This is a genomic window from Pectobacterium fontis, from assembly GCF_000803215.1.
Lineage (GTDB): Bacteria > Pseudomonadota > Gammaproteobacteria > Enterobacterales > Enterobacteriaceae > Pectobacterium > Pectobacterium fontis.
On sequence record NZ_JSXC01000033.1, the window covers coordinates 124,751 to 144,535 of the forward strand.

The window sequence follows — 19,785 nt, forward strand, 5'->3', positions numbered from 1 at the left end:
TTTTTTGAACGTACGTCATACACGGACGTTAAGCGAGTGAATTTTCCATGCCGACACCTTCTCCATCCGAACCGTCGCTGAGCGGTCTGCGCCTTAATCTGCGCATCGTTTCGATTGTAGCGTTCAACTTCGCCAGCTATCTGAATATTGGCTTACCGCTAGCGGTGCTACCGGGGTATGTACACGATCATCTTGGCTATAGCGCGTTCTGGGCCGGGCTGGTGATCAGTCTGCAATATTTTTCCACGCTCTTGAGCCGGCCACATGCGGGCCGTACGGCAGATGAAAAAGGGCCGAAGAACATTGTCGTCTGGGGGCTGGCTGGTGTCATGTTGAGCGGGGTGTTTTACCTGCTGGCGGCCTTTAGCGACGCCTCGCCGGCGATCACGCTACTACTGTTGTGTGTCGGGCGTATTGTGCTGGGAGCCGGGCAGAGTTTTGCGGGCACAGGCGCTACGCTCTGGGGCGTTGGCGTGGTGGGTTCCCGACACATTGGGCGCGTGATTTCATGGAACGGTATTGCGACGTACGGCGCGATGGCGATTGGCGCACCGCTTGGCGTCTGGCTCAACCATATCGGTGGGTTAAAACTGCTCTCGGTGTGCATTATCCTGATTGCGACGGTGGCGATTTTCTTTGCGCTGCCACGCCCCGCCGTGCAGGTCGCGCCGGGGAAAAAAATTCCCTTCCGCGAAGTGCTGGGGAAAGTCTGGGTTTACGGCATTATTCTGGCGATCGCTTCAGCGGGGTTTGGCGTGATCGCGACCTTTATCACGCTGTTTTATGCCGATCGCCACTGGGACGGTGCCGCACTGACGTTGACGATTTTCAGTTGTGCTTTCGTCGGCGCACGGCTGGTGTTTCCTAACAGTATTCAGCGGTTTGGCGGATTACGCGTGGCGATGGCGTGTTTTGTGGTTGAGATCATCGGTTTGCTGCTGGTGTGGGGAGCGACGCTGCCACTGATGGCGGAAGTCGGTGCGTTCCTCGCGGGAGCGGGGTTCTCTCTGGTGTTCCCGGCATTAGGCGTTGTCGCCGTTCAGGCTGTTTCACCGCAGAATCAGGGCAGTGCGCTGGCAACTTATACCATCTTCCTTGATCTATCGTTGGGCGTTGTCGGGCCAGTGGCGGGGGGGCTGATGGGGTATACCGGCATCGCGTCTATTTATCTGGCAGCCGCGCTGCTGGGGCTAGGCGGTCTGGCACTGACGTGGCGGCTGACGCAGCGTACGGCAATCGGATAAACAGCCACCGAAGTGGCTGCTATTTGGCGACAGCGCTGATTATTTCAGCTTCAGCGTGTGGATGATGCCTTCCGCTTCGCTCTGTGCCTGTTGCTGGTTGCTGGCTGGCAGCGTGATCTGCAAGGTCAGCAGTTGATTCTCCACTTTCCCCAGCACGACAGAAGAATAAGCTTGCTGCCCGCTGCTGGTGATAATGCTGTCGAGCTGTTGCAGCTTCTTGCCGTCAACGTCGATGGTTTTGTTGGTGACGACCTGAAGATTGGCATCCCGCGTGCGTTGCTGATCTTCCAGACGCTGCGCCAGTACGGTCAACTCTTCCGTAGTGTTGTCACCCAGAATCACGATGACCGCTTTCTGCCCGTTGTCATTGGCGTAAACGTGCATGTTGTTCGCCTGCGTACCGACTTTACCGCTCTGGTCACGCATATCGGCTGGCAGGGTAAATGCAATTTTTCCCTCCAGTAGCTCGATGTTCTGGCTCGCGATGGCTTCTGCTGCTGGTTTATCTTGTGCGCCTGCTTTTGCGGTGTCATCTGTTTTGCCATCACAAGCGGCAAGCAGGCTGACAAGTAAGCCGACACCGAGGTATTTGATTACATTCGACATGGGATCCCTTTCTCTCGTTTTTGAAGCGATAATCTTTTTAAAAAAATCGTAACAGTATGGCACCTTATTCAGATAGCAAAAACAAGCATTTTGTTGTTGCAAACCGTTGTGGGATCCTGCGCGTTTTTTACAAAACGCGGAGTGATTGAGAGAAAAAGGCGACGCTACTCGCCGCCTAATGGGCATTACGGGTGGCTGCTGACGGAGTGGTAGTCTGCCGGGGTTTTCTGCTCGCTTAGACGTTTAAGTACCATGTTCAGCATCACGCCGTACATCGGTAGAAAGAATGCCAGGCTGATCAAAATCTTAAAGGCATAATCCACCATCGCAATTTCAACCCAGTTCGCCGCCATAAAAGCATCGGTGCTGCGATAAAACGCGATAAAGAAAAAGGCCAGCGTGTCGCTGAAATTACCAAACACGATCGAAACGGCCGGCGCGATCCACCACGCACGTTGCTGGCGCAGACGGTTGAAGACGTGAACATCCAGAATCTGACCGAGAACATACGCCATGAAGCTGGCGCAGGCGATACGTGCCACGACGATATTCACCTGGCTTAACGCGCCAAACGACTGCCACGACCCCTGATAAAACAGTGATGACACCAGATAGGAAATGACCAGCGCAGGCACCATTACGGTCAGAATAATACGACGCGCCAGCGGCGCACCAAAAATACGAACCGTCAGGTCAGTGGCCAGAAAAATAAACGGAAAGGTAAACGCGCCCCAGGTGGTGTGTAAACCGAAAATTTGCACCGGAAGCTGCACCAGATAATTACTCGAGGTAATAATCAGGATATGGAACAACGAGAGCCAGATCAGCGCCGTAAGCCGCTGCTGGGGAGTAAAACGATACATAATGTGACCTTTTTGGTTATTGGGGTGAGGGAACCCAAGAAATAATGTACGTGCAGATTTATGCTGCAACGTGGCGGCATAATACGCAATTGTCTTGCTAATGCAATTATTTCGCTACGACCATGTGTTTTGCCAGCAAAAGAGGGTTGTTTTAGGCGCAAAGGTTGTCGTCGCTTGCGTCGGGCAATCCGCCGCGTAAACTAGGGCAGTTTTTTGATTCCAGCACTGAGAACGTTGATGACCGATCCCTTTACTAATCCAGATAAAACCCTTGATGCGCAGGGGCTGCGCTGCCCTGAGCCTGTGATGATGGTGCGTAAGACGGTACGCCAGATGGAAACCGGGCAAACGCTGCTGATTATTGCCGACGATCCGGCCACCACCCGTGATATTCCCGGTTTTTGCGTGTACATGGAGCACGAGCTTCTGGCGCAGGAAACCGAACAGCTTCCCTACCGTTATTTGTTGCGCAAAGGCCAATAATACTCGTCATATTTCAAGCCGCAGGTGCGTTGGCTGCACTACTCGGTCCACTCGCGTGGACCTCGCTCCGTGTATCTCGCTCCTTCAACTCACAGCCAGCATTAACGGTAATATTAGTCCCGTTTTCTCAGCAGCCGTAGCGCGTTGGCGGTGACTAACGCCGTTGCGCCGGAATCTGCCAGCACCGCCAGCCACAGTCCGGTAATGCCCAGAATGCTCGTCACCAGAAACACGGCTTTCAGCCCCAGCGCAATGGCAATGTTCTGACGAATGTTACGCTGTGTGGCTCGCGACAGGCTAATCATGGTCGCCAGTCCGGTCAGGCGGCTGTGTGTTAAGGCGGCATCGGCCGTCTCCAGTGCCACATCCGTACCGCTTCCCATCGCAATCCCAATCGTTGCGGCCTTCATCGCGGGGGCGTCGTTGATGCCGTCGCCTACCATCGCGACGGGATGTGGCTTGCTCAACTCGCTGGTCACCGTGACCTTATCGGCAGGAAGCAGGCTGGCGCGATAATCGATGCCTAATGTCGCCGCGATGGATGCCGCCGCACGGGGATTATCACCGGTAAGCATGACGCTACGAATCCCCAACTGCTGCAAGGCCTCTACCGCCTCACGGGCATCGTGGCGTAGCGTATCGCTGAGCGCCAGCACACCGAGCAGCCTGTTGTCTTCTTGTACCACCACCACGGTTTTCCCTGTGCTTTCCAACGCGTCAATCTGCTGTAGCCAGTCGGCATCGAGCAGGTCGGGTGCCACGCGGGTGGGCGCGCTGACCTGAACGCGTTTACCGCTTATCGTGCCTTCCACGCCAACACCCGCCAGCGCTTTGCGGTTTTCCGCCAGCGGCAGGAAGGTATGGCTTTCCAATGCATGCTGGACGATGGCTTTGGCAAGCGGGTGATGTGAACCCAACTCCACCGCCGCGGTGCGCGTCAGCAGTGCGGTTGCGCTTATATCGGTGGCGGGTAACACGTCCGTCACCTGCGGTTTGCCTTGCGTCAGCGTGCCGGTTTTATCAAAGGCGATGGTCCTGATACTGCCCAGCGTTTCCAGCGCCGCACCGCCTTTAATCAGCGCCCCGCGGCGTGTGGCTGCGGCCAGCCCGGAGGTAATCGCCGCAGGTGTTGAGATCACCAGCGCACACGGGCAGCCGATTAACAGCAGCGTCAGGCCGCGATAAATCCACGCTTGCCACGGCTGCGTCAGCAGCAGCGGTGGCACCACAATCACCAGCAGCGACAACAACATAATGGCTGGTGTGTAATAACGGCTGAATTTATCGAGGAAGCGTTCTATCGGCGCACGGCGCTCTTCCGCCTCTTCTATCAGTTGCAAAATACGGTCGATGGCGCTGTTGCCCGGCTGTGAAACCACGCGCAACTGCACGACCCGATCGACACACAGGCTGCCCGCTGCAATTTTTTCACCGGACGTACGCTCCACGGGAACCGATTCGCCAGTCAGCGCGCTTTCATCAAAGCTGGCGTCGTTGTGCAAGAGTTCCGCATCGGCGGGAAGTCGCCCGCCGGGAGCGACTTCAATCACATCGCCGGGAACCAGACTGGCGACAGAAACGAGGCGTCGCTGCCCGTTAACAATCGCTGTGGCCTCTTCGGGAAGCAATGCCATCAGCGCGGTGACGCCGCAGCGTGCGCGGTTGGCCGCGTAAGACTCCAGGTATTCGCCCAGCATAAACAGCAGCAAAATAACGGTGGCTTCGGTGGTGGCGCCAATCAAGAGTGCGCCGACAGAGGCGACACTCATCAGCGTTTCAATCGCGAAAGGGGTTCCCGTGCGGATGAGCCGTGCCGCTTTTTTCAGGATAGGAACCAGTCCGACAAGCGTCGTTGCGATAAACGCGATCTGCCCGCCGCGCTCGCTGAGGAGGGAAAATCCCCAGCTTGCCGCAGCCAGCAGTGTGAAAAGTATTAAAAAACCATATTCATGCACGAAATGACGTGCGGTAGGTGTAGCAAGTGGTGTGAAGGGGAGCGCAGTATCCTGCAAGGTGAAGCCTGCTTGCTGAACGGCACGTTGAACCTGAGGGCGAATATCGGTATCGGCATCGACAACCAATTTTTCGGTCGCGAACAGTACGTTGACCTGCTCAATTCCGGTGAGATTTTTTACGGCATTTTCGATTTTGCGTGCGCAACTGGGACAATCCATCCCGCTGATTTTCCAACTGAAACGCTGGTTGGAGCGGGGCCTGTCGCTGTCTCCGCCGTCGGGGTCGTCTGACTCCGTACTACCGCTGCCATCCGAAGAAGGCTGCTCTGTACTACATGCAGTTTGTACTACGGCGTCAGACGCGTGTTTGCTGGAACAGCAACTGTGATCGGCGTGGGTCGAATGCTGTGTGTGCGCATGGCAGCAGCTTTTGGCATGTTGCGCGGTTTTGCGCGACGCCTGATGAACGCCGCTATGACAGCAGGCTGATTTCTCCGCGCTGTGGTGGTGCTGATGAGAGTGCATCTCTTCCTCCTATTGTGAGTGATAGCGATTCTCATAAAGAACTGTACAACGCCGCATAAGACAGCGCCAGTGTTTCAGCGATGTCACCAACCTTAAAAATAGAGGGAGCGAACGATCAGGAAATGACCGCCAAAATAGCCCGCTGCAACTATCGCCTGATGGGCGCGGAACGGCAAACGGTAATGGTGAATCAGCCAGATGGCATGGGCGATAAACAGCAGCACCGTGCCCGTCAGCAGGGAGAAATTCGCGTTGGTTCCCAGCGCAAAATAGCGCTCACCGGCAATCCACACCATCAACGTCGTCATGATGATAAACGCGCAGGCGGGCCAGCGCTGTTCCTCCAATTTTCCCCAGATAACGGCGATGAGGATCGCAGCCAGAATCACGAGCGTTAACGCCAGCGGCCAGAAGAACGTGAGCGCCATTTGTCCGGTAAAAAAGCTAATGGTGTACAGCAGGTGGGAGAGAAAATAGGCACCAAATGCGTACAGCAGGCGCTGAGCCGGCGGCAACAGCAGGGTGTCGGCCACCAGCGTTGCCAGTAATCCCAGAACAATCAGATAGCCCGGTACACCAAGCAGCGGCGTCTGCCAGGCGAGCGCCAGCAGCAGTAGCATCGTGACCGGTTTGAATAACCAGCGCTGCCACGTTGGACCACGGTAGCTGGCATCCACATACAGCCAACCAGAAAAAAGCACAGCAATAAATGACCAAAGCATAGCGCGTCCTTTTGGTGTTTTTGTTGGTATCAGAATAAAGATAAACCGTTTTTATTCAGTGTAGGGGATATGTGAGGAAGTTAAACAACTTCAGTGAGACGGATGCGATTTTCATGCGCTTCATGCTATGTTATCGCCCGTTTTTACGCCGTGAAGTTTCAAAGGGAGCATTGTGTTGAATGAGTAATGAATCCGCGCTTTATCGTATTCAATTTATAAATAACGGTAAAAATTACCAGCTTTACGTGCGTGAGTTGGTTCAGAGCAGCCTGTTCGGTTTTATTGAAATTGCCGACTTCGTGTTTGATAGCCAGTCTACGGTGCTGGTTGACCCGTCAACCGAGAAACTGAAAACGGAATTCTCCGGCGTTAGCCGCAGTTTTATCCCGCTACAGGCGATCATTCGCATTGATGCCGTGACGGAAAAAGGCAGTGCCCGCATTTCTGATTTAGGCGATAACGTCACCGCGTTCCCCTATCTGCCCGGCAAGAAACCCTGATGAATGATTTCCCCTGGCTGTTGGCTTTGGCCGTTGGCGCGATTCTGGTGCTGGCGGCGCGGCAGTATCAACGCCAACGTCATCAGGAAGCACTGAATGACGCGGCTCCTCTGCGTATTGTGGCTGCCGAGATAGAACATAAACGCGAATTTCCCCGTCGGCGGCGGCGAGCGCGCGAGCATCAGGGGATGGTCGTTGAGGACATGCTTTATGAAGTCACGTTCAGGCCGATTTCCGGCGGCGCGACTATCACGTTACGCCTTGATAACAGGGATTATCACCCGCTTGATACGGGTATGCAGGGATCGTTGCAGTTAAAGGGCACGCGCTTTATTCGCTTTGTGCCCCAACAAAGGTAGCGATTACGGCTTTGGTGGCTTAGGTTGCTTTTTCTGCCACGCCAGCAGTTCAAACACGCCAAACAAGAAAATGCGTGCCTGAAGCGCGCGGTTTAGCGCGGGGCTGTCTTTCGGCTGGCTGGATTTTAACAGCAGCAGTTGGAAACCATGCATCAGGATCATAAACACCATCGCCACGGTCATGAAGATATTCAACGGTTTGGGAAACGGTTGAATCAGGTTAAGCAACAGAAACCCCCACACGCCCAGCATCAAGAGTCTGCCAAGGTTAATCAAAATCATCTCTTACCCTTACGTCGCTGTGAAGATCATTGACGGATGTATAAGCGGTAGGCGACCTGACCCGCAATCTTTTCACGGTGCAGTTGCCAATTCTCTGGGATAGTCAGTTGCGCGTTTTCCGCCTCGGTTTCCACATAAATCCACGCATCTGGTGCCAGCCAGCCCTGCTGTTCCAGTAGCGCAAGCGTATTGTTCAGCAGTTCCTTACGAAACGGCGGATCGAGAAACACGACGTCAAACGGCGTACCCGACTGCGCCAGCCAGCTTAGGGCATCTGTATTGATCACCTCGGCGTTGTCTGCCTGAAGCAGCGCCAGATTTTGCGTTAATTGCCGGGCGACTGCACGCTCCATTTCCAATAGTGTGGCGTGGGCAGCATAACGGGACAAGGCTTCCAGCCCAAGCGCACCGCTGCCAGCAAAACAATCCAGACAGCGTGCCTGCTGAATGACGGGAGCCAACCAGTTAAATAACGTTTCCCGCACGCGATCGGTGGTGGGACGTAAACCGGGGCTATCAGGAACCGGAAGTTTTCTGCCGCGCCATTGACCACCGATGATTCGGATTTGTCCGGCGGCTGACGATGGATTTTTTTTAGCCATAGCTCACAGGGTTATTGTTGTGCCGTATCATCATGGTGTGGATACGGGCAGGAAATTTCTGGCGCTATTCTAGCGGCGGTTGCGTACAGAGGGAACGTTAAGATAGACGTTAAAGCGCGTAACCCAACATTTTGTCCTGTTCGTGACCTTTCGCGTACGCACGGTGTTTGACACACTTCGTTACGGAGATTGCCTTTCGTTACGAAGATTGCAGATCGTGAGGTGAATTGTCTGCCATTGCTCCCGTTCGCTGCGTGTTGCTGTCGGCAGGAAAGTGTTAAACTTGTTGTTTAAATATGATTTTCATTGATTGATTCGCTGCGGTGAGCAGCGTGGAGCGCGATCGCACATGTCAAAAGAAAAGAAGCGCGGTTTTTTTTCCTGGCTGGGATTAGGGAAACAGGAAGAAAAACAACAGGAGCAGCCACAAGAAAAACCTGTTGTTCAAGAGAATACGGTTGTTGAAGAACCGCCATCAGCGGTGGAGCCGGATGCCGCCGCCGCGGCTCACCCGATCGCCGATCACCCGTCAGAGCAGGTAGAACCACCGCTGCCGGAAGCGCCTGTCGTTTCTGCCCCCATCATGACCCCATCAGACGATCGTGACCTCGTCGATCATGACGTTCTCGATCGAAATGTTGCCGATCCGATCGTACAGGTTGAGATCGCCGAAAGTGCGACGGTCGCGGATCCAGAGCCTGATGTCGCCGAGCAGGCAGAGCAGGAAACTGACCAGCCGGATGAGATTCCCCTTGCTGCGCAAGAGCAAGAACGTCCAACGAAAGAAGGATTTTTCGCGCGCCTGAAACGCAGTCTGGTGAAAACACGCCAGAATCTCGGTTCAGGATTTATCGGATTGTTTCGCGGTAAGAAAATCGACGGCGATCTGTTTGATGAACTGGAAGAACAACTGCTGATTGCGGATGTCGGCGTTGAAACCACCCGTAAGATCATCACCAGCCTGACGGAGCACGCCAGCCGTCGCCAACTGAAAGATGCTGATGCGCTGTTTGTTAAACTGAAAGACGAAATGGCGGAGATTCTTGCTAAGGTGGACGCCCCGCTGAATATCGAAGGCAAAACCCCTTATGTCATTCTGATGGTTGGCGTTAATGGCGTGGGTAAAACCACCACCATCGGGAAAATGGCGCGTCAGTTCCAGGCTCAGGGGAAATCCGTGATGCTGGCAGCGGGGGATACCTTCCGTGCAGCGGCGGTTGAACAGCTTCAGGTCTGGGGACAGCGCAATAACGTGGCTGTAGTCGCGCAGCATACGGGCGCGGATTCGGCCTCGGTGATTTTCGATGCGATTCAGGCAGCGAAAGCGCGCGGTGTTGATGTCCTGATTGCGGATACCGCCGGGCGTTTGCAGAACAAAGCGCACCTGATGGAAGAGTTGAAGAAGATCGTACGCGTGATGAAGAAGCTGGACGAAGACGCGCCGCATGAAGTGATGCTGACGTTGGATGCCAGTACCGGACAGAACGCGGTGAGCCAGGCCAAGCTGTTTAATGAAGCGGTCGGGCTGACAGGTATTACGTTGACTAAACTGGACGGCACCGCCAAAGGTGGCGTGATTTTCGCCATTGCGGATCAGTTCGCTATTCCTATCCGCTATATTGGGGTAGGGGAAGGTATTGAAGATTTACGGCCATTCAAGGCCGATGACTTTATTGAGGCACTTTTTGCCCGAGAGGATTAAAACGGATGATTCGTTTTGAACAGGTCAGTAAAGCTTACCTCGGTGGGCGTCAGGCGTTGCAAGGGGTGGATTTCCATCTGCGCCCAGCGGAAATGGCGTTCCTGACCGGCCATTCCGGTGCGGGGAAGAGCACCCTGCTGAAACTGATTTGTGGCATTGAACGCCCCAGCGCGGGTCAGATTCTGTTTGGTGGTCACAACATTAGCCGCCTGAAGAAACGCGAAGTTCCGTTCCTGCGGCGTCAGATCGGCATGATCTTTCAGGATCACAACCTGCTGATGGAGCGCACGGTCTATGACAATGTCGCGATGCCGCTCATTATTGCGGGCGCCAGCAGCGAGGATATTCGTCGTCGGGTATCCGCCGCGCTGGACAAGGTTGGCCTGCTGGATAAAGCGAAAAACTACCCTATCCAACTGTCTGGCGGTGAGCAGCAGCGCGTGGGCATTGCGCGCGCGGTGGTGAATAAACCCGCGGTGTTGCTGGCGGATGAACCGACCGGCAACCTGGATGAAGCGTTGTCAGAAGGCATTTTGCGCCTGTTTGAAGAATTCAATCGTGTTGGTGTCACTGTGCTGATGGCAACGCATGATACCGGGCTGATTGCCCGCCGTAATTACCGTGTGCTGACGCTATCAGATGGCCGCATGGTGGGGGGAAACCATCATGGCGAATAACGTCCGTAATGCAAAGCAGCCTGGCACTAAAGCGAAAGCGCTACGTGGCGGCTGGCAGGAGCAGTGGCGCTATGCCTGGATGAGTACGCTGGCGGATATGCTGCGCCAGCCGCTGGCGACGTTTCTGACCGTGATGGTCATCGCTATCTCGCTGGCGTTGCCCAGCATCTGCTATCTGGTGTGGAAAAACGTCAGTCAGGCCGCCACACAGTGGTATCCCTCGCCGCAACTGACGGTATATCTGGATAAATCGCTGGATGACAACGCGGCGCAGGCGGTAATCACGCAGCTTCAGGCTGAAGAGGGCGTCGATAAAGTTAATTATCTGTCGCGCAATGAAGCGATGGGCGAATTTCGCAACTGGTCAGGATTTGGCGGCGCGTTGGATATGTTAGAAGAAAATCCGCTCCCTGCCGTCGCGATTATTACGCCGAAATTGAGCTTTCAGGATTCCAACACGCTGACAACGCTGCGCGATCGCGTGGCGGCGACGCAAGGCGTGGATGAAGTACGGATGGACGATAGCTGGTTTGCCCGGCTGGTGGCCTTGACCAATCTGGTTGGGCAAATTTCCGTGACGATTGGCGTCCTGATGGTCGTTGCCGTGTTTTTGGTGATCGGCAATAGCGTGCGTTTGAGTATTTTCAGCCGTCGCGACACCATCAATGTGATGAAGCTGATTGGCGCAACAGACGGCTTTATTCTGCGTCCGTTTTTGAACGGTGGCGCGGTGATGGGCGTGGGTGGCGCGGTACTGTCTCTGATTTTATCGCAGGCGCTGGTCTGGAAACTGGATGCGGTGGTGGCACAGGTCGCCGCTGTTTTCGGTACGACATTTGCCGTCAAAGGATTAAGCTGGGATGAATCCCTGCTGCTGCTGTTAATCGCTGGCATGATTGGTTGGTTAGCCGCCTGGTTGGCAACGGTGCAACATTTACGCCGCTTTACACCAGAGTAAGCATTTTCTGCTATCATTATCCCCTGTAATTCAGACCGTATTGCAGGGGAAACCCCCTCAGCGACATCGCATCTTTGTTCTTCCCGCTGTGTTTTTCCCTTGGCTTTTCGTACGTTAGCGTCTCGTTTTTCTCCTGCTTGATCTCTGGCATAAGGTGAATAAAATGATAGGAACTTGCGAGCGAAATCACAGTCTGAATAGACAGATTCCACAATTTGAATCAATCAGCGTCAAGGTGCCGTATTTTGCCATTTCTGCGTAAAATGTGGCGGTGAAGCAGTGTTAGGATAGCTAACTGCAATATGACGAGTAGAGTAACTGAGAGGGTTGAATGACCAACGATATGCAAACTTTCACCTTAGTTCCCCAGGGCAGTCTGGAAGGGTATATTCGTGCCGCCAATGCCTATCCAATGCTGACGGCGGAGGAAGAGCGGGCGCTGGCTGAACGGCTGCATTATCAGGGCGATCTGGATGCGGCTAAGCACCTGATTCTGTCACACCTGCGTTTTGTTATTCACGTTGCCCGTAACTATTCCGGCTATGGCCTGCCGCAGGCAGACCTGATTCAGGAAGGGAACATCGGCCTGATGAAGGCGGTGCGTCGCTTCAACCCTGAAGTCGGCGTGCGTCTGGTTTCTTTCGCCGTACACTGGATCAAAGCAGAAATTCATGAATACGTGCTGCGTAACTGGCGTATCGTGAAAGTCGCGACCACCAAAGCACAGCGTAAGCTGTTCTTTAACCTGCGGAAGACGAAAACCCGCCTCGGCTGGTTTAATCAGGATGAAGTCGAACTCGTGGCGCGTGAACTGGGCGTGACCAGCAAAGACGTGCGTGAGATGGAATCCCGCATGGCGGCGCAGGACATGACGTTTGATCCGACGCCGGAAGAAGAGTCGCACGACGGCAAAGCGATGTCGCCAATGCTTTACCTACAGGATAAATCGTCTGACTTTGCCGATGGCATTGAAGAAGATAACTGGGAAACGCATGCGGCCGATAAGCTCACCTATGCGATGGAAGGGTTGGATGAGCGTAGTCAGCATATTATCCGTGCGCGCTGGCTGGACGATGACAACAAATCCACTTTGCAGGAGCTTGCCGACCAATACGGTGTTTCCGCAGAGCGTGTGCGTCAGTTGGAAAAGAACGCAATGAAAAAACTGCGAGCGGCGATAGAAGCCTAATCGCTTTTCTTGTCTCTTTCCGTTGCGACCGGGTAGTGCCCGGTCGTTTTGTTTTTGTCTGATGTCAGTCCGGCTTATCTGAATGGATTTCGTCAAGGATCAGCGGTTCTTTTCTACGAATATAACACCAGCCGCCGGATACGGGTGAGAAGCCGCAGGACACCATAAATCGTGCCAACACTTCCTCTTTGATCGCGGCATGATTGGCCGTAGCCAGCCACCACTCGTTCACTTCAGGGAGCTGACGGCGCGCTTCATCAAGCAAAAGCTGCCCTACGCCGCGTCGCCTTGTGACTTCACGCACCATCAAATCGCTCAGTTCCGCATAATCCCCTGCAATTTCGACCAGCATTCCTCCCAGTAACCGATCGTTAAAACGTGCGGCAAAGAGTCGTCGGGTTGGTTTTAATCCGGCTTCTAATAAATCAATGTTTTGATGTGGCCAGATTTTCGCCAAATCAATTTTATCCTGAGGGCTGAATTGGGTGAGGCATTCAACGGTGAGTTTCATTTTTATCGGCACCCCATCATATGAGTGAAGGATAATGTAGTTGTCTTGTAGTGGAACAGTTGTGTAATTTGAGCGTTATGGTTAATAGGGCAAATGTTTTCTCATTCTTTGTTTTTCGAGTAATCCATCAACAATTAATGCACAAAGTAGAATATCTGACTATATATAAATTGGATGCTGGTTTTTACATCTGGTGTTTTGTGCTGTTTGCTCCGCTTGTTTCTGCCGAGGCTAGTTGATTTGCAGCATAAAACTCCTGTTTAATAATATGAAAAATAAAGCCTTATTAGAAAACATGACTAATAATAACCTAAGCCTTTCTTAATTATAAGAAAATAGCAGGTTACGGCAGAAAATATTCAGTTTTCGGCAATATCCATAATGACAGATGGGGTAAAAAGAATGAAATTCAGTAAAGGTAAAGTATTGCTGATGGGTTGTATGGCTGTGGCGTTTAGTCACGCAGTCAGCGCTGCCGATATTAAGGTTGCGGTTGTTGGGGCGATGTCTGGCCCGGTTGCACAATATGGCGATATGGAGTTTATCGGCGCGCGTCAGGCCATTGCCGATATCAATGCAAAAGGCGGCATCAACGGTAACAAACTGGTTGGCGTTGAATATGATGACGCGTGCGATCCTAAGCAGGCGGTTGCCGTCGCGAACAAAGTCATTAATGACGGCATCCGTTATGTAATTGGCCATCTGTGTTCTTCCTCCACGCAGCCTGCGTCTGATATTTATGAAGAAGAAGGCGTGATCATGATTACGCCTGCGGCGACCAACGCCGATTTGACCACGCGCGGCTACAAAATGGTGCTGCGCACGACCGGGCTGGATTCCGATCAGGGGCCAACCTCAGCGAAATATATTGTCGAATCCCTCAAACCGCAGCGTATCGCCGTGGTTCATGACAAGCAGCAATATGGTGAAGGTCTGGCCCGCTCTGTTCAGGATAGCCTGAAAAAAGCCGGTGCGAATGTTGTGCTGTTTGAAGGTGTGACGGCGGGTGACAAAGATTTCTCCACGCTGGTGGCGCGTCTGAAAAAAGAGAACGTCGATTTCGTGTATTTCGGCGGCTACTACCCGGAAATGGGGCAAATTCTGCGTCAGGCTCGTCAGGCTGGCATGACAACCAAATTCATGGGGCCGGAAGGCGTGGGTAACTCCTCGCTGTCCAACATCGCGGGCGATGCGTCTGAAGGCATGCTGGTAACGCTGCCGAAGCGTTACGATCAGGTGCCTGCTAACCAACCGATTGTGGATGCGCTGAAAGCCAAGAAACTGGATCCAACGGGGCCGTTCGTGTGGACGACGTATGCCGCGCTGCAATCGCTGACGACGGCGATGACCCGCACGGGTAGCGATGAGCCGGAAAAACTGGTCGCGGATCTGAAAGCGAATCCTGTGGATACCGTCATGGGGCCGTTAAGCTGGGATGCAAAAGGTGACCTGAAAGGGTTTGAATTTGGCGTATTTGAGTGGCACAAAGACGGTACTTCCAGCGCAGTGAAATAATCATCATGCGGGGGAGAGGCGGGAACGGGTGAATACGCCGTTGTTTGCCTCTTCGGCGTGGAGAACATTCTCCGCCCCCTGAGCGTGTACCGCTATGAATCCCTCAATACCGAAGCCCCCGTTGCTGTAAGGCGCGGGGGCCGCATTTAAGGTTAAGGTATGTCCGAGCAGTTCCTTTACTTTTTTCAGCAGATGTTCAACGGCCTGACGTTGGGCAGTACCTACGCGCTGATCGCCATTGGCTACACCATGGTTTACGGCATTATCGGCATGATTAACTTCGCCCACGGTGAAGTGTATATGATCGGTAGCTATGTCTCTTTTATTGTGATTGCGGCTCTGATGATGATGGGCATCGATGCGGGCTGGCTGCTGATTGGTGCCGCTTTCATTGCCGCCGTGGTCATTTCCAGCGCCTACGGCTGGAGTATCGAACGGGTGGCCTACCGACCAGTTCGAACGTCAAAGCGTCTGATTGCGCTGATTTCTGCCATTGGGATGTCCATTTTCCTGCAAAACTACGTCAGCCTGAATCAAGGCTCGCGTGATGTTGCCCTGCCGAGTCTGGTGACGGGTCAGTGGGTACTGGGCGAAAGCAATGGCTTTGCCGCCACCATTAGCACCATGCAGTTGACCATCTGGATCGTGACGTTTCTCGCCATGCTGGCACTGACGCTGTTTATTCGCTATTCCCGTATGGGACGCGCCTGCCGTGCCTGCGCGGAAGACCTGAAAATGGCCAGCCTGCTGGGTATCAGCACTGACCGCGTGATCTCCCTGACCTTCGTCATTGGTGCGCTTATGGCCGCCGTGGCGGGTGTGCTGTTGGGGCAGTTTTATGGCGTCATCAACCCCTATATCGGCTTCATGGCCGGGATGAAAGCCTTTACGGCTGCGGTACTGGGTGGGATTGGCAGTATCCCTGGCGCGATGATTGGCGGGCTGATTTTAGGGGTAGCCGAAGCGCTGACGTCTGCTTACCTGAGTACGGAATACAAAGATGCGGTGTCGTTTGCGCTGCTGATTGTGGTGCTGCTGGTGATGCCTACCGGTATTTTGGGTCGCCCGGAGGTTGAGAAAGTATGAAACAGCTCAACCTGTTTAATGCGTTGGTTTCCGCCTTCATGCTGCTGGTGCTGGCCTCGTTCTTAATGGGGATGCAACTGGTGCTGGATGGCACCAAACTGGTGGTGCGCGGTGCGGATGAAGTGCGCTGGTACTGGATTGGCGCAGGCTGCGTCGTGGTGTTCTTCTTCCAGTTGATTCGTCCTTTCTTCCAGCAAGGCATCAAGAAATTTTCTGCCCCATCGCTGGTACTGCCGAGCTTTGATGGCAGCACGCCGCGGCAGAAGGTACTGGCTGCGGCATTGATTATCGCTGCTATTGCCTGGCCGTTTCTGGTTTCGCGCGGTACGGTGGACATTGCTACCCTCACGCTGATTTATGTGATGCTGGGTCTGGGTTTGAACGTGGTGGTCGGCCTGTCTGGTCTGTTGGTATTGGGCTACGGCGGGTTTTACGCCATTGGCGCGTATACCTATGCGTTGTTGAATCACTATTACGGATTAGGTTTTTGGGAAAGTCTGCCGTTGGCGGGCATGGCAGCGGCGCTGTCCGGCTTCCTGCTCGGTTTCCCGGTGTTGCGTTTGCGCGGCGACTATCTGGCGATTGTGACGCTCGGGTTCGGCGAAATTGTTCGTATCCTGTTGCTGAACAACACCGACATTACCGGTGGCCCGAACGGCATCAGCCAGATCCCTAAACCGACCTTCTTTGGTCTGGAATTTAGCCGCAGCGCGCGTGATGGCGGCTGGGATACCTTCCACAACTTCTTCGGCCTGCAATATGACCCCAGCGATCGCATTATCTTCCTGTATCTGGTTGCGCTGCTGCTGGTGGTGCTGACCCTGTTTGTGATTACCCGCCTGCTGCGCATGCCGTTGGGCCGCGCGTGGGAAGCGCTGCGTGACGATGAAATCGCCTGTCGTTCTCTGGGGCTAAGCCCAACGCGCATCAAGCTGACCGCGTTTACCATCAGCGCCGCATTCGCTGGGTTTGCTGGTACGCTGTTTGCCGCCCGTCAGGGGTTCGTCAGCCCGGAGTCCTTCACGTTCGCTGAGTCTGCCTTTGTGCTGGCGATTGTCGTGCTGGGCGGAATGGGATCGCAGTTTGCAGTCATCCTTGCGGCGATTCTGCTGGTGGTATCCCGCGAATTGATGCGCGATTTGAATGAATACAGCATGCTATTGCTGGGTGCATTGATGGTGCTGATGATGATTTGGCGTCCACAAGGACTGCTGCCGATGAAGCGTCCTGAGATGAAGTTGAACGTCGCGAAGAAGGAAGAGCAAGCATGAGCACGCAGCCACTATTATCAGTCAGAGGTCTGATGATGCGTTTTGGCGGCCTGCTGGCGGTCAACAATGTTGAAATGGACATTCATACGGGCGAAATCGTCTCGCTGATCGGCCCGAACGGCGCAGGGAAAACCACCGTTTTTAACTGCCTGACCGGTTTTTATCGCCCGAGTGGCGGCACCATCATGCTGCGCGATCGTCATCTGGAAGGGTTACCGGGACAAGCCATTGCCCGCATGGGCGTGGTGCGTACGTTCCAGCATGTTCGTCTGTTCCGTGAGATGACGGTGGTGGAGAACCTCCTTGTCGCGCAGCATCAACACCTGAAAAGTGGTGTGTTTGCCGGTTTGCTGAAAACGCCCGGTTTTCGCCGTGCGGAAGCGGATGCGCAAGCGCGCGCGGCGGTGTGGCTGGAACGTATCGGCCTGCTGGATTTAGCGAATCGTCAGGCGGGGAATCTGGCGTATGGGCAGCAGCGCCGTCTGGAGATTGCCCGTTGTATGGTAACGCGGCCTGAACTGTTGATGCTTGATGAGCCGGCTGCCGGTTTGAACCCGAAAGAAACTGACGAGTTAAATCAACTCATTGCGGAACTGCGCGATCATCATCAGGTATCCATTCTGTTGATCGAACATGATATGAAACTGGTGATGGGGATCTCCGACCGGATTTATGTCGTCAATCAGGGGACACCGTTGGCGCAAGGCACGCCAGCCGAAATTCGTAACAACCCGGATGTCATCCGTGCCTATCTGGGTGAAGGATAACGTTTATGCTGTCATTACATCAGGTTTCAGCCCACTACGGAAAAATTCAGGCGCTGCATCAGATTAGCCTGCATATTAATCAGGGCGAGATTGTCACGCTCATCGGCGCGAACGGCGCGGGTAAAACGACGCTGCTGGGCACGCTGTGCGGCGATCCGCGTGCGACGGAAGGCACCATCACGTTTGACGGTAAGGACATCACGAACTGGCAGACCGCGCAGATTATGCGTGAGGCTATCGCGATTGTGCCTGAAGGCCGTCGTGTCTTTTCCCGCATGACGGTAGAAGAGAATCTGGCAATGGGTGGATTCTTTGCCGAGCGCGACCAGTATCAGGAACGCATTGCGCGCGTCTACGATCTGTTCCCGCGTTTGTATGAGCGACGCGCCCAGCGCGCTGGCACTATGTCCGGCGGCGAGCAGCAGATGCTGGCGATTGGCCGTGCGCTGATGAGCCAGCCGCGTTTACTGCTGCTGGACGAGCCATCGTTGGGGCTGGCACCCATTATCATCCTACAGATTTTCGACACCATTCAGCAGTTGCGTGAAGAGGGGATGACCATCTTCCTGGTGGAGCAGAACGCCAATCAGGCACTGAAATTGGCCGATCGGGGTTATGTGCTTGAAAACGGTCATGTCGTGTTGGAAGATACGGGTGCGGCATTATTAGCTAATGAAGCGGTACGTTCGGCCTATCTGGGCGGATAATGTGAATAAATAGTCGATATCAGGCTGATTTATCTGCCTGTTTCGTAGAAGGGTTAAGAAGACATGGCCATTGAAGGGTTGCTTGCGCACCGCATCGCTCAGTTAAAAAGTTCCGCCATCCGCGAACTGCTGAAACACAGCAAAATGGAAAACATTATTTCGCTGGCGGGGGGGATCCCGTCAGATGCATTGTTTGATTTCGAAGGGTTAAATCAGGCGACGCAGTTAGCGATTACCGAACAGCCGAAAACGGCATTCCAGTATGGTTTAACCGAAGGCAGCGGCGTGTTGCGCGATCGCATCGCCGATCTGTGTGCGGTGCGCGGCGTAAAAACGCGTGGTGACGACATCGTCGTGACGGCTGGCTCACAGCAGGCGTTGGATCTGATTATGCGTGCGATGGTCGATCCGGGTGATGTGTTCGTCGTTGAGCGCCCGACTTATCTGGCGGCGCTGCAAACGCTGGAACTGGCGCAGGCGCAGGTGATGTCGGTATCCTCCGATGCCAACGGCATGGTGGTCGATGAGCTGGAAGAACTGCTAAAGACACAGCGCATCAAAGGCGTTTATATCGTCCCGAGCTTTGGTAACCCGAGCGGCGTGACGCTGAGCTATGAGCGTCGCCTGCAACTGATTCAGTTAGCGGAACGCTATGGTTTTGTCATTATCGAAGACGATCCCTACGGCGAACTGCGCTTCACGGAAGAGCGTAACCCGACGCTGTTCCAACTGGCGCAGGATAAGCTGGGCAGCACGGAATACGTGCTCTATACCTCTACGTTCTCGAAAGTACTGGCACCGGGGCTGCGTCTCGGCTGGGCGATTCTGCCGGAATGGCTGCTGCACAAAGTGGCGATTATCAAACAGGCTGCCGATCTGCATGCCAGTTCACTGTCGCAGACCGTTGCGGAATGCTATCTGGGGCTGGGGCGTCTGGATGCGCAGATCGAAAAAATTCGTCATGCGTATAAGCACAAAGGCGAACTGTTGGCTCATCTGGTAGAGAAGGAACTGGGTGATGTGATCACCTTTAACCAGCCGAAGGGCGGGATGTTCCTGTGGGCGACGTTCCGTCAGGACGATTTCAATACGACGGAGTGGTTGAAGAAGACGCTGGATCAGGGCGTGGTCTTTGTGCCGGGCGAGTTCTTCTTCCCAGACAATATCGATTACTCGACGCTGCGTCTGTCTTTTGCAACGGCAACGGATGAGCAAATGCATGAAGCCGTGGCACGCCTGCGTCGGGCGCTGTAATCGCGGA

Annotated in this window: 21 protein-coding genes; 14 read left to right on the plus strand and 7 right to left on the minus strand. The window is 54.2% G+C overall.

From position 1 onward, the window contains the following. Positions 1-47: 47 nt before the first annotated feature. Positions 48-1,244, plus strand: coding sequence for an MFS transporter (locus OI69_RS10875; protein ID WP_039349993.1), 1,197 nt, complete (start codon positions 48-50; stop codon positions 1,242-1,244). Between the two features lie 39 nt (positions 1,245-1,283). Here OI69_RS10875 and OI69_RS10880 read toward each other — a convergent pair whose 3' ends face one another. Both OI69_RS10880 and OI69_RS10885 read right to left on the minus strand, forming a co-directional pair. Beyond that, entirely contained in the window at positions 1,284-1,850 is a 567-nt protein-coding gene (locus OI69_RS10880) for a DcrB family lipoprotein (protein WP_039349996.1), read from the minus strand. A gap of 185 nt (positions 1,851-2,035) precedes the next feature. Further along, positions 2,036-2,713, minus strand: coding sequence for a 7-cyano-7-deazaguanine/7-aminomethyl-7-deazaguanine transporter (locus tag OI69_RS10885; protein ID WP_039349998.1), 678 nt, complete (start codon positions 2,711-2,713; stop codon positions 2,036-2,038). Between the two features lie 237 nt (positions 2,714-2,950). Between OI69_RS10885 and tusA the strand changes: the two genes are divergently transcribed. Further along, a complete protein-coding gene (tusA, locus tag OI69_RS10890; protein WP_039350002.1) occupies positions 2,951-3,196 on the plus strand; it encodes a sulfurtransferase TusA in 246 nt (81 codons plus the stop codon). Between the two features lie 113 nt (positions 3,197-3,309). On the opposite strand, the gene OI69_RS10895 is transcribed toward tusA, so the two are convergent. After that, positions 3,310-5,676, minus strand: a complete 2,367-nt coding sequence (locus tag OI69_RS10895) for a zinc/cadmium/mercury/lead-transporting ATPase (protein ID WP_039350005.1) — start codon at positions 5,674-5,676, stop codon at positions 3,310-3,312. A gap of 92 nt (positions 5,677-5,768) precedes the next feature. Beyond that, positions 5,769-6,398 (minus strand): lysoplasmalogenase, encoded by a 630-nt coding sequence (locus OI69_RS10900; RefSeq protein ID WP_039350008.1) that lies wholly within the window; start codon positions 6,396-6,398, stop codon positions 5,769-5,771. Between the two features lie 179 nt (positions 6,399-6,577). On the opposite strand from OI69_RS10900, the gene OI69_RS10905 reads away from it, so the two are divergent. Next, the gene (locus OI69_RS10905) at positions 6,578-6,898 is read left to right on the plus strand and encodes a DUF1820 family protein (RefSeq protein WP_010681394.1); all 321 of its coding nucleotides are present in this window, start codon (positions 6,578-6,580) and stop codon (positions 6,896-6,898) included. Beyond that, positions 6,898-7,257: a DUF2500 domain-containing protein gene (locus tag OI69_RS10910; protein WP_039350011.1), complete on the plus strand. Its 360-nt coding sequence runs from the start codon at positions 6,898-6,900 to the stop codon at positions 7,255-7,257. Before OI69_RS10905 ends, OI69_RS10910 begins: the two co-directional genes overlap by 1 nt. A 3-nt stretch (positions 7,258-7,260) precedes the next feature. Here OI69_RS10910 and OI69_RS10915 read toward each other — a convergent pair whose 3' ends face one another. After that, the gene (locus OI69_RS10915; protein WP_161797826.1) at positions 7,261-7,536 is read right to left on the minus strand and encodes a DUF1145 family protein; all 276 of its coding nucleotides are present in this window, start codon (positions 7,534-7,536) and stop codon (positions 7,261-7,263) included. Positions 7,537-7,565: 29 nt separating this feature from the next. Further along, positions 7,566-8,141, minus strand: coding sequence for a 16S rRNA (guanine(966)-N(2))-methyltransferase (rsmD, locus tag OI69_RS10920; protein ID WP_039350013.1), 576 nt, complete (start codon positions 8,139-8,141; stop codon positions 7,566-7,568). A gap of 349 nt (positions 8,142-8,490) precedes the next feature. Between rsmD and ftsY the strand changes: the two genes are divergently transcribed. The 4 genes from ftsY (at position 8,491) to rpoH (ending at position 12,667) form a co-directional block, all read left to right on the plus strand. Continuing rightward, positions 8,491-9,843: a signal recognition particle-docking protein FtsY gene (ftsY, locus tag OI69_RS10925; protein ID WP_039350016.1), complete on the plus strand. Its 1,353-nt coding sequence runs from the start codon at positions 8,491-8,493 to the stop codon at positions 9,841-9,843. Between the two features lie 5 nt (positions 9,844-9,848). Then, positions 9,849-10,520 (plus strand): cell division ATP-binding protein FtsE, encoded by a 672-nt coding sequence (gene ftsE, locus OI69_RS10930; RefSeq protein ID WP_039350019.1) that lies wholly within the window; start codon positions 9,849-9,851, stop codon positions 10,518-10,520. After that, positions 10,510-11,478, plus strand: coding sequence for a permease-like cell division protein FtsX (gene ftsX, locus OI69_RS10935; protein WP_039350022.1), 969 nt, complete (start codon positions 10,510-10,512; stop codon positions 11,476-11,478). The genes ftsE and ftsX overlap by 11 nt, the downstream gene beginning before the upstream one ends. Before the next feature lie 331 nt (positions 11,479-11,809). Continuing rightward, on the plus strand, positions 11,810-12,667 hold the full coding sequence (gene rpoH / locus OI69_RS10940; RefSeq protein ID WP_039350025.1) for an RNA polymerase sigma factor RpoH: 858 nt from the start codon (positions 11,810-11,812) through the stop codon (positions 12,665-12,667). Positions 12,668-12,731: 64 nt separating this feature from the next. Here the strand turns inward: rpoH and panM are convergent, their stop codons facing one another. Continuing rightward, entirely contained in the window at positions 12,732-13,178 is a 447-nt protein-coding gene (panM, locus tag OI69_RS10945) for an aspartate 1-decarboxylase autocleavage activator PanM (RefSeq protein ID WP_039350029.1), read from the minus strand. A gap of 402 nt (positions 13,179-13,580) precedes the next feature. On the opposite strand from panM, the gene OI69_RS10950 reads away from it, so the two are divergent. The 6 genes from OI69_RS10950 (at position 13,581) to OI69_RS10975 (ending at position 19,778) form a co-directional block, all read left to right on the plus strand. Next, a complete protein-coding gene (locus OI69_RS10950; RefSeq protein WP_039350032.1) occupies positions 13,581-14,693 on the plus strand; it encodes a branched-chain amino acid ABC transporter substrate-binding protein in 1,113 nt (370 codons plus the stop codon). A 159-nt stretch (positions 14,694-14,852) separates the two neighbouring features. Next, positions 14,853-15,779, plus strand: a complete 927-nt coding sequence (gene livH, locus OI69_RS10955) for a high-affinity branched-chain amino acid ABC transporter permease LivH (RefSeq protein ID WP_039275912.1) — start codon at positions 14,853-14,855, stop codon at positions 15,777-15,779. After that, complete coding sequence (locus tag OI69_RS10960) at positions 15,776-17,050, plus strand: high-affinity branched-chain amino acid ABC transporter permease LivM (RefSeq protein WP_039350035.1); 1,275 nt, start codon at positions 15,776-15,778, stop codon at positions 17,048-17,050. Before livH ends, OI69_RS10960 begins: the two co-directional genes overlap by 4 nt. Then, positions 17,047-17,817 carry a high-affinity branched-chain amino acid ABC transporter ATP-binding protein LivG gene (livG, locus tag OI69_RS10965; RefSeq protein ID WP_039350039.1) on the plus strand — a complete coding sequence of 257 codons (771 nt, stop codon included), beginning with the start codon at positions 17,047-17,049 and terminating at the stop codon, positions 17,815-17,817. The genes OI69_RS10960 and livG overlap by 4 nt, the downstream gene beginning before the upstream one ends. 5 nt (positions 17,818-17,822) lie before the next feature. Further along, the gene (gene livF, locus OI69_RS10970; protein WP_039350042.1) at positions 17,823-18,524 is read left to right on the plus strand and encodes a high-affinity branched-chain amino acid ABC transporter ATP-binding protein LivF; all 702 of its coding nucleotides are present in this window, start codon (positions 17,823-17,825) and stop codon (positions 18,522-18,524) included. A 63-nt stretch (positions 18,525-18,587) separates the two neighbouring features. Further along, positions 18,588-19,778 (plus strand): aminotransferase-like domain-containing protein, encoded by a 1,191-nt coding sequence (locus OI69_RS10975; protein ID WP_039350045.1) that lies wholly within the window; start codon positions 18,588-18,590, stop codon positions 19,776-19,778. Positions 19,779-19,785 lie beyond the last annotated feature (7 nt).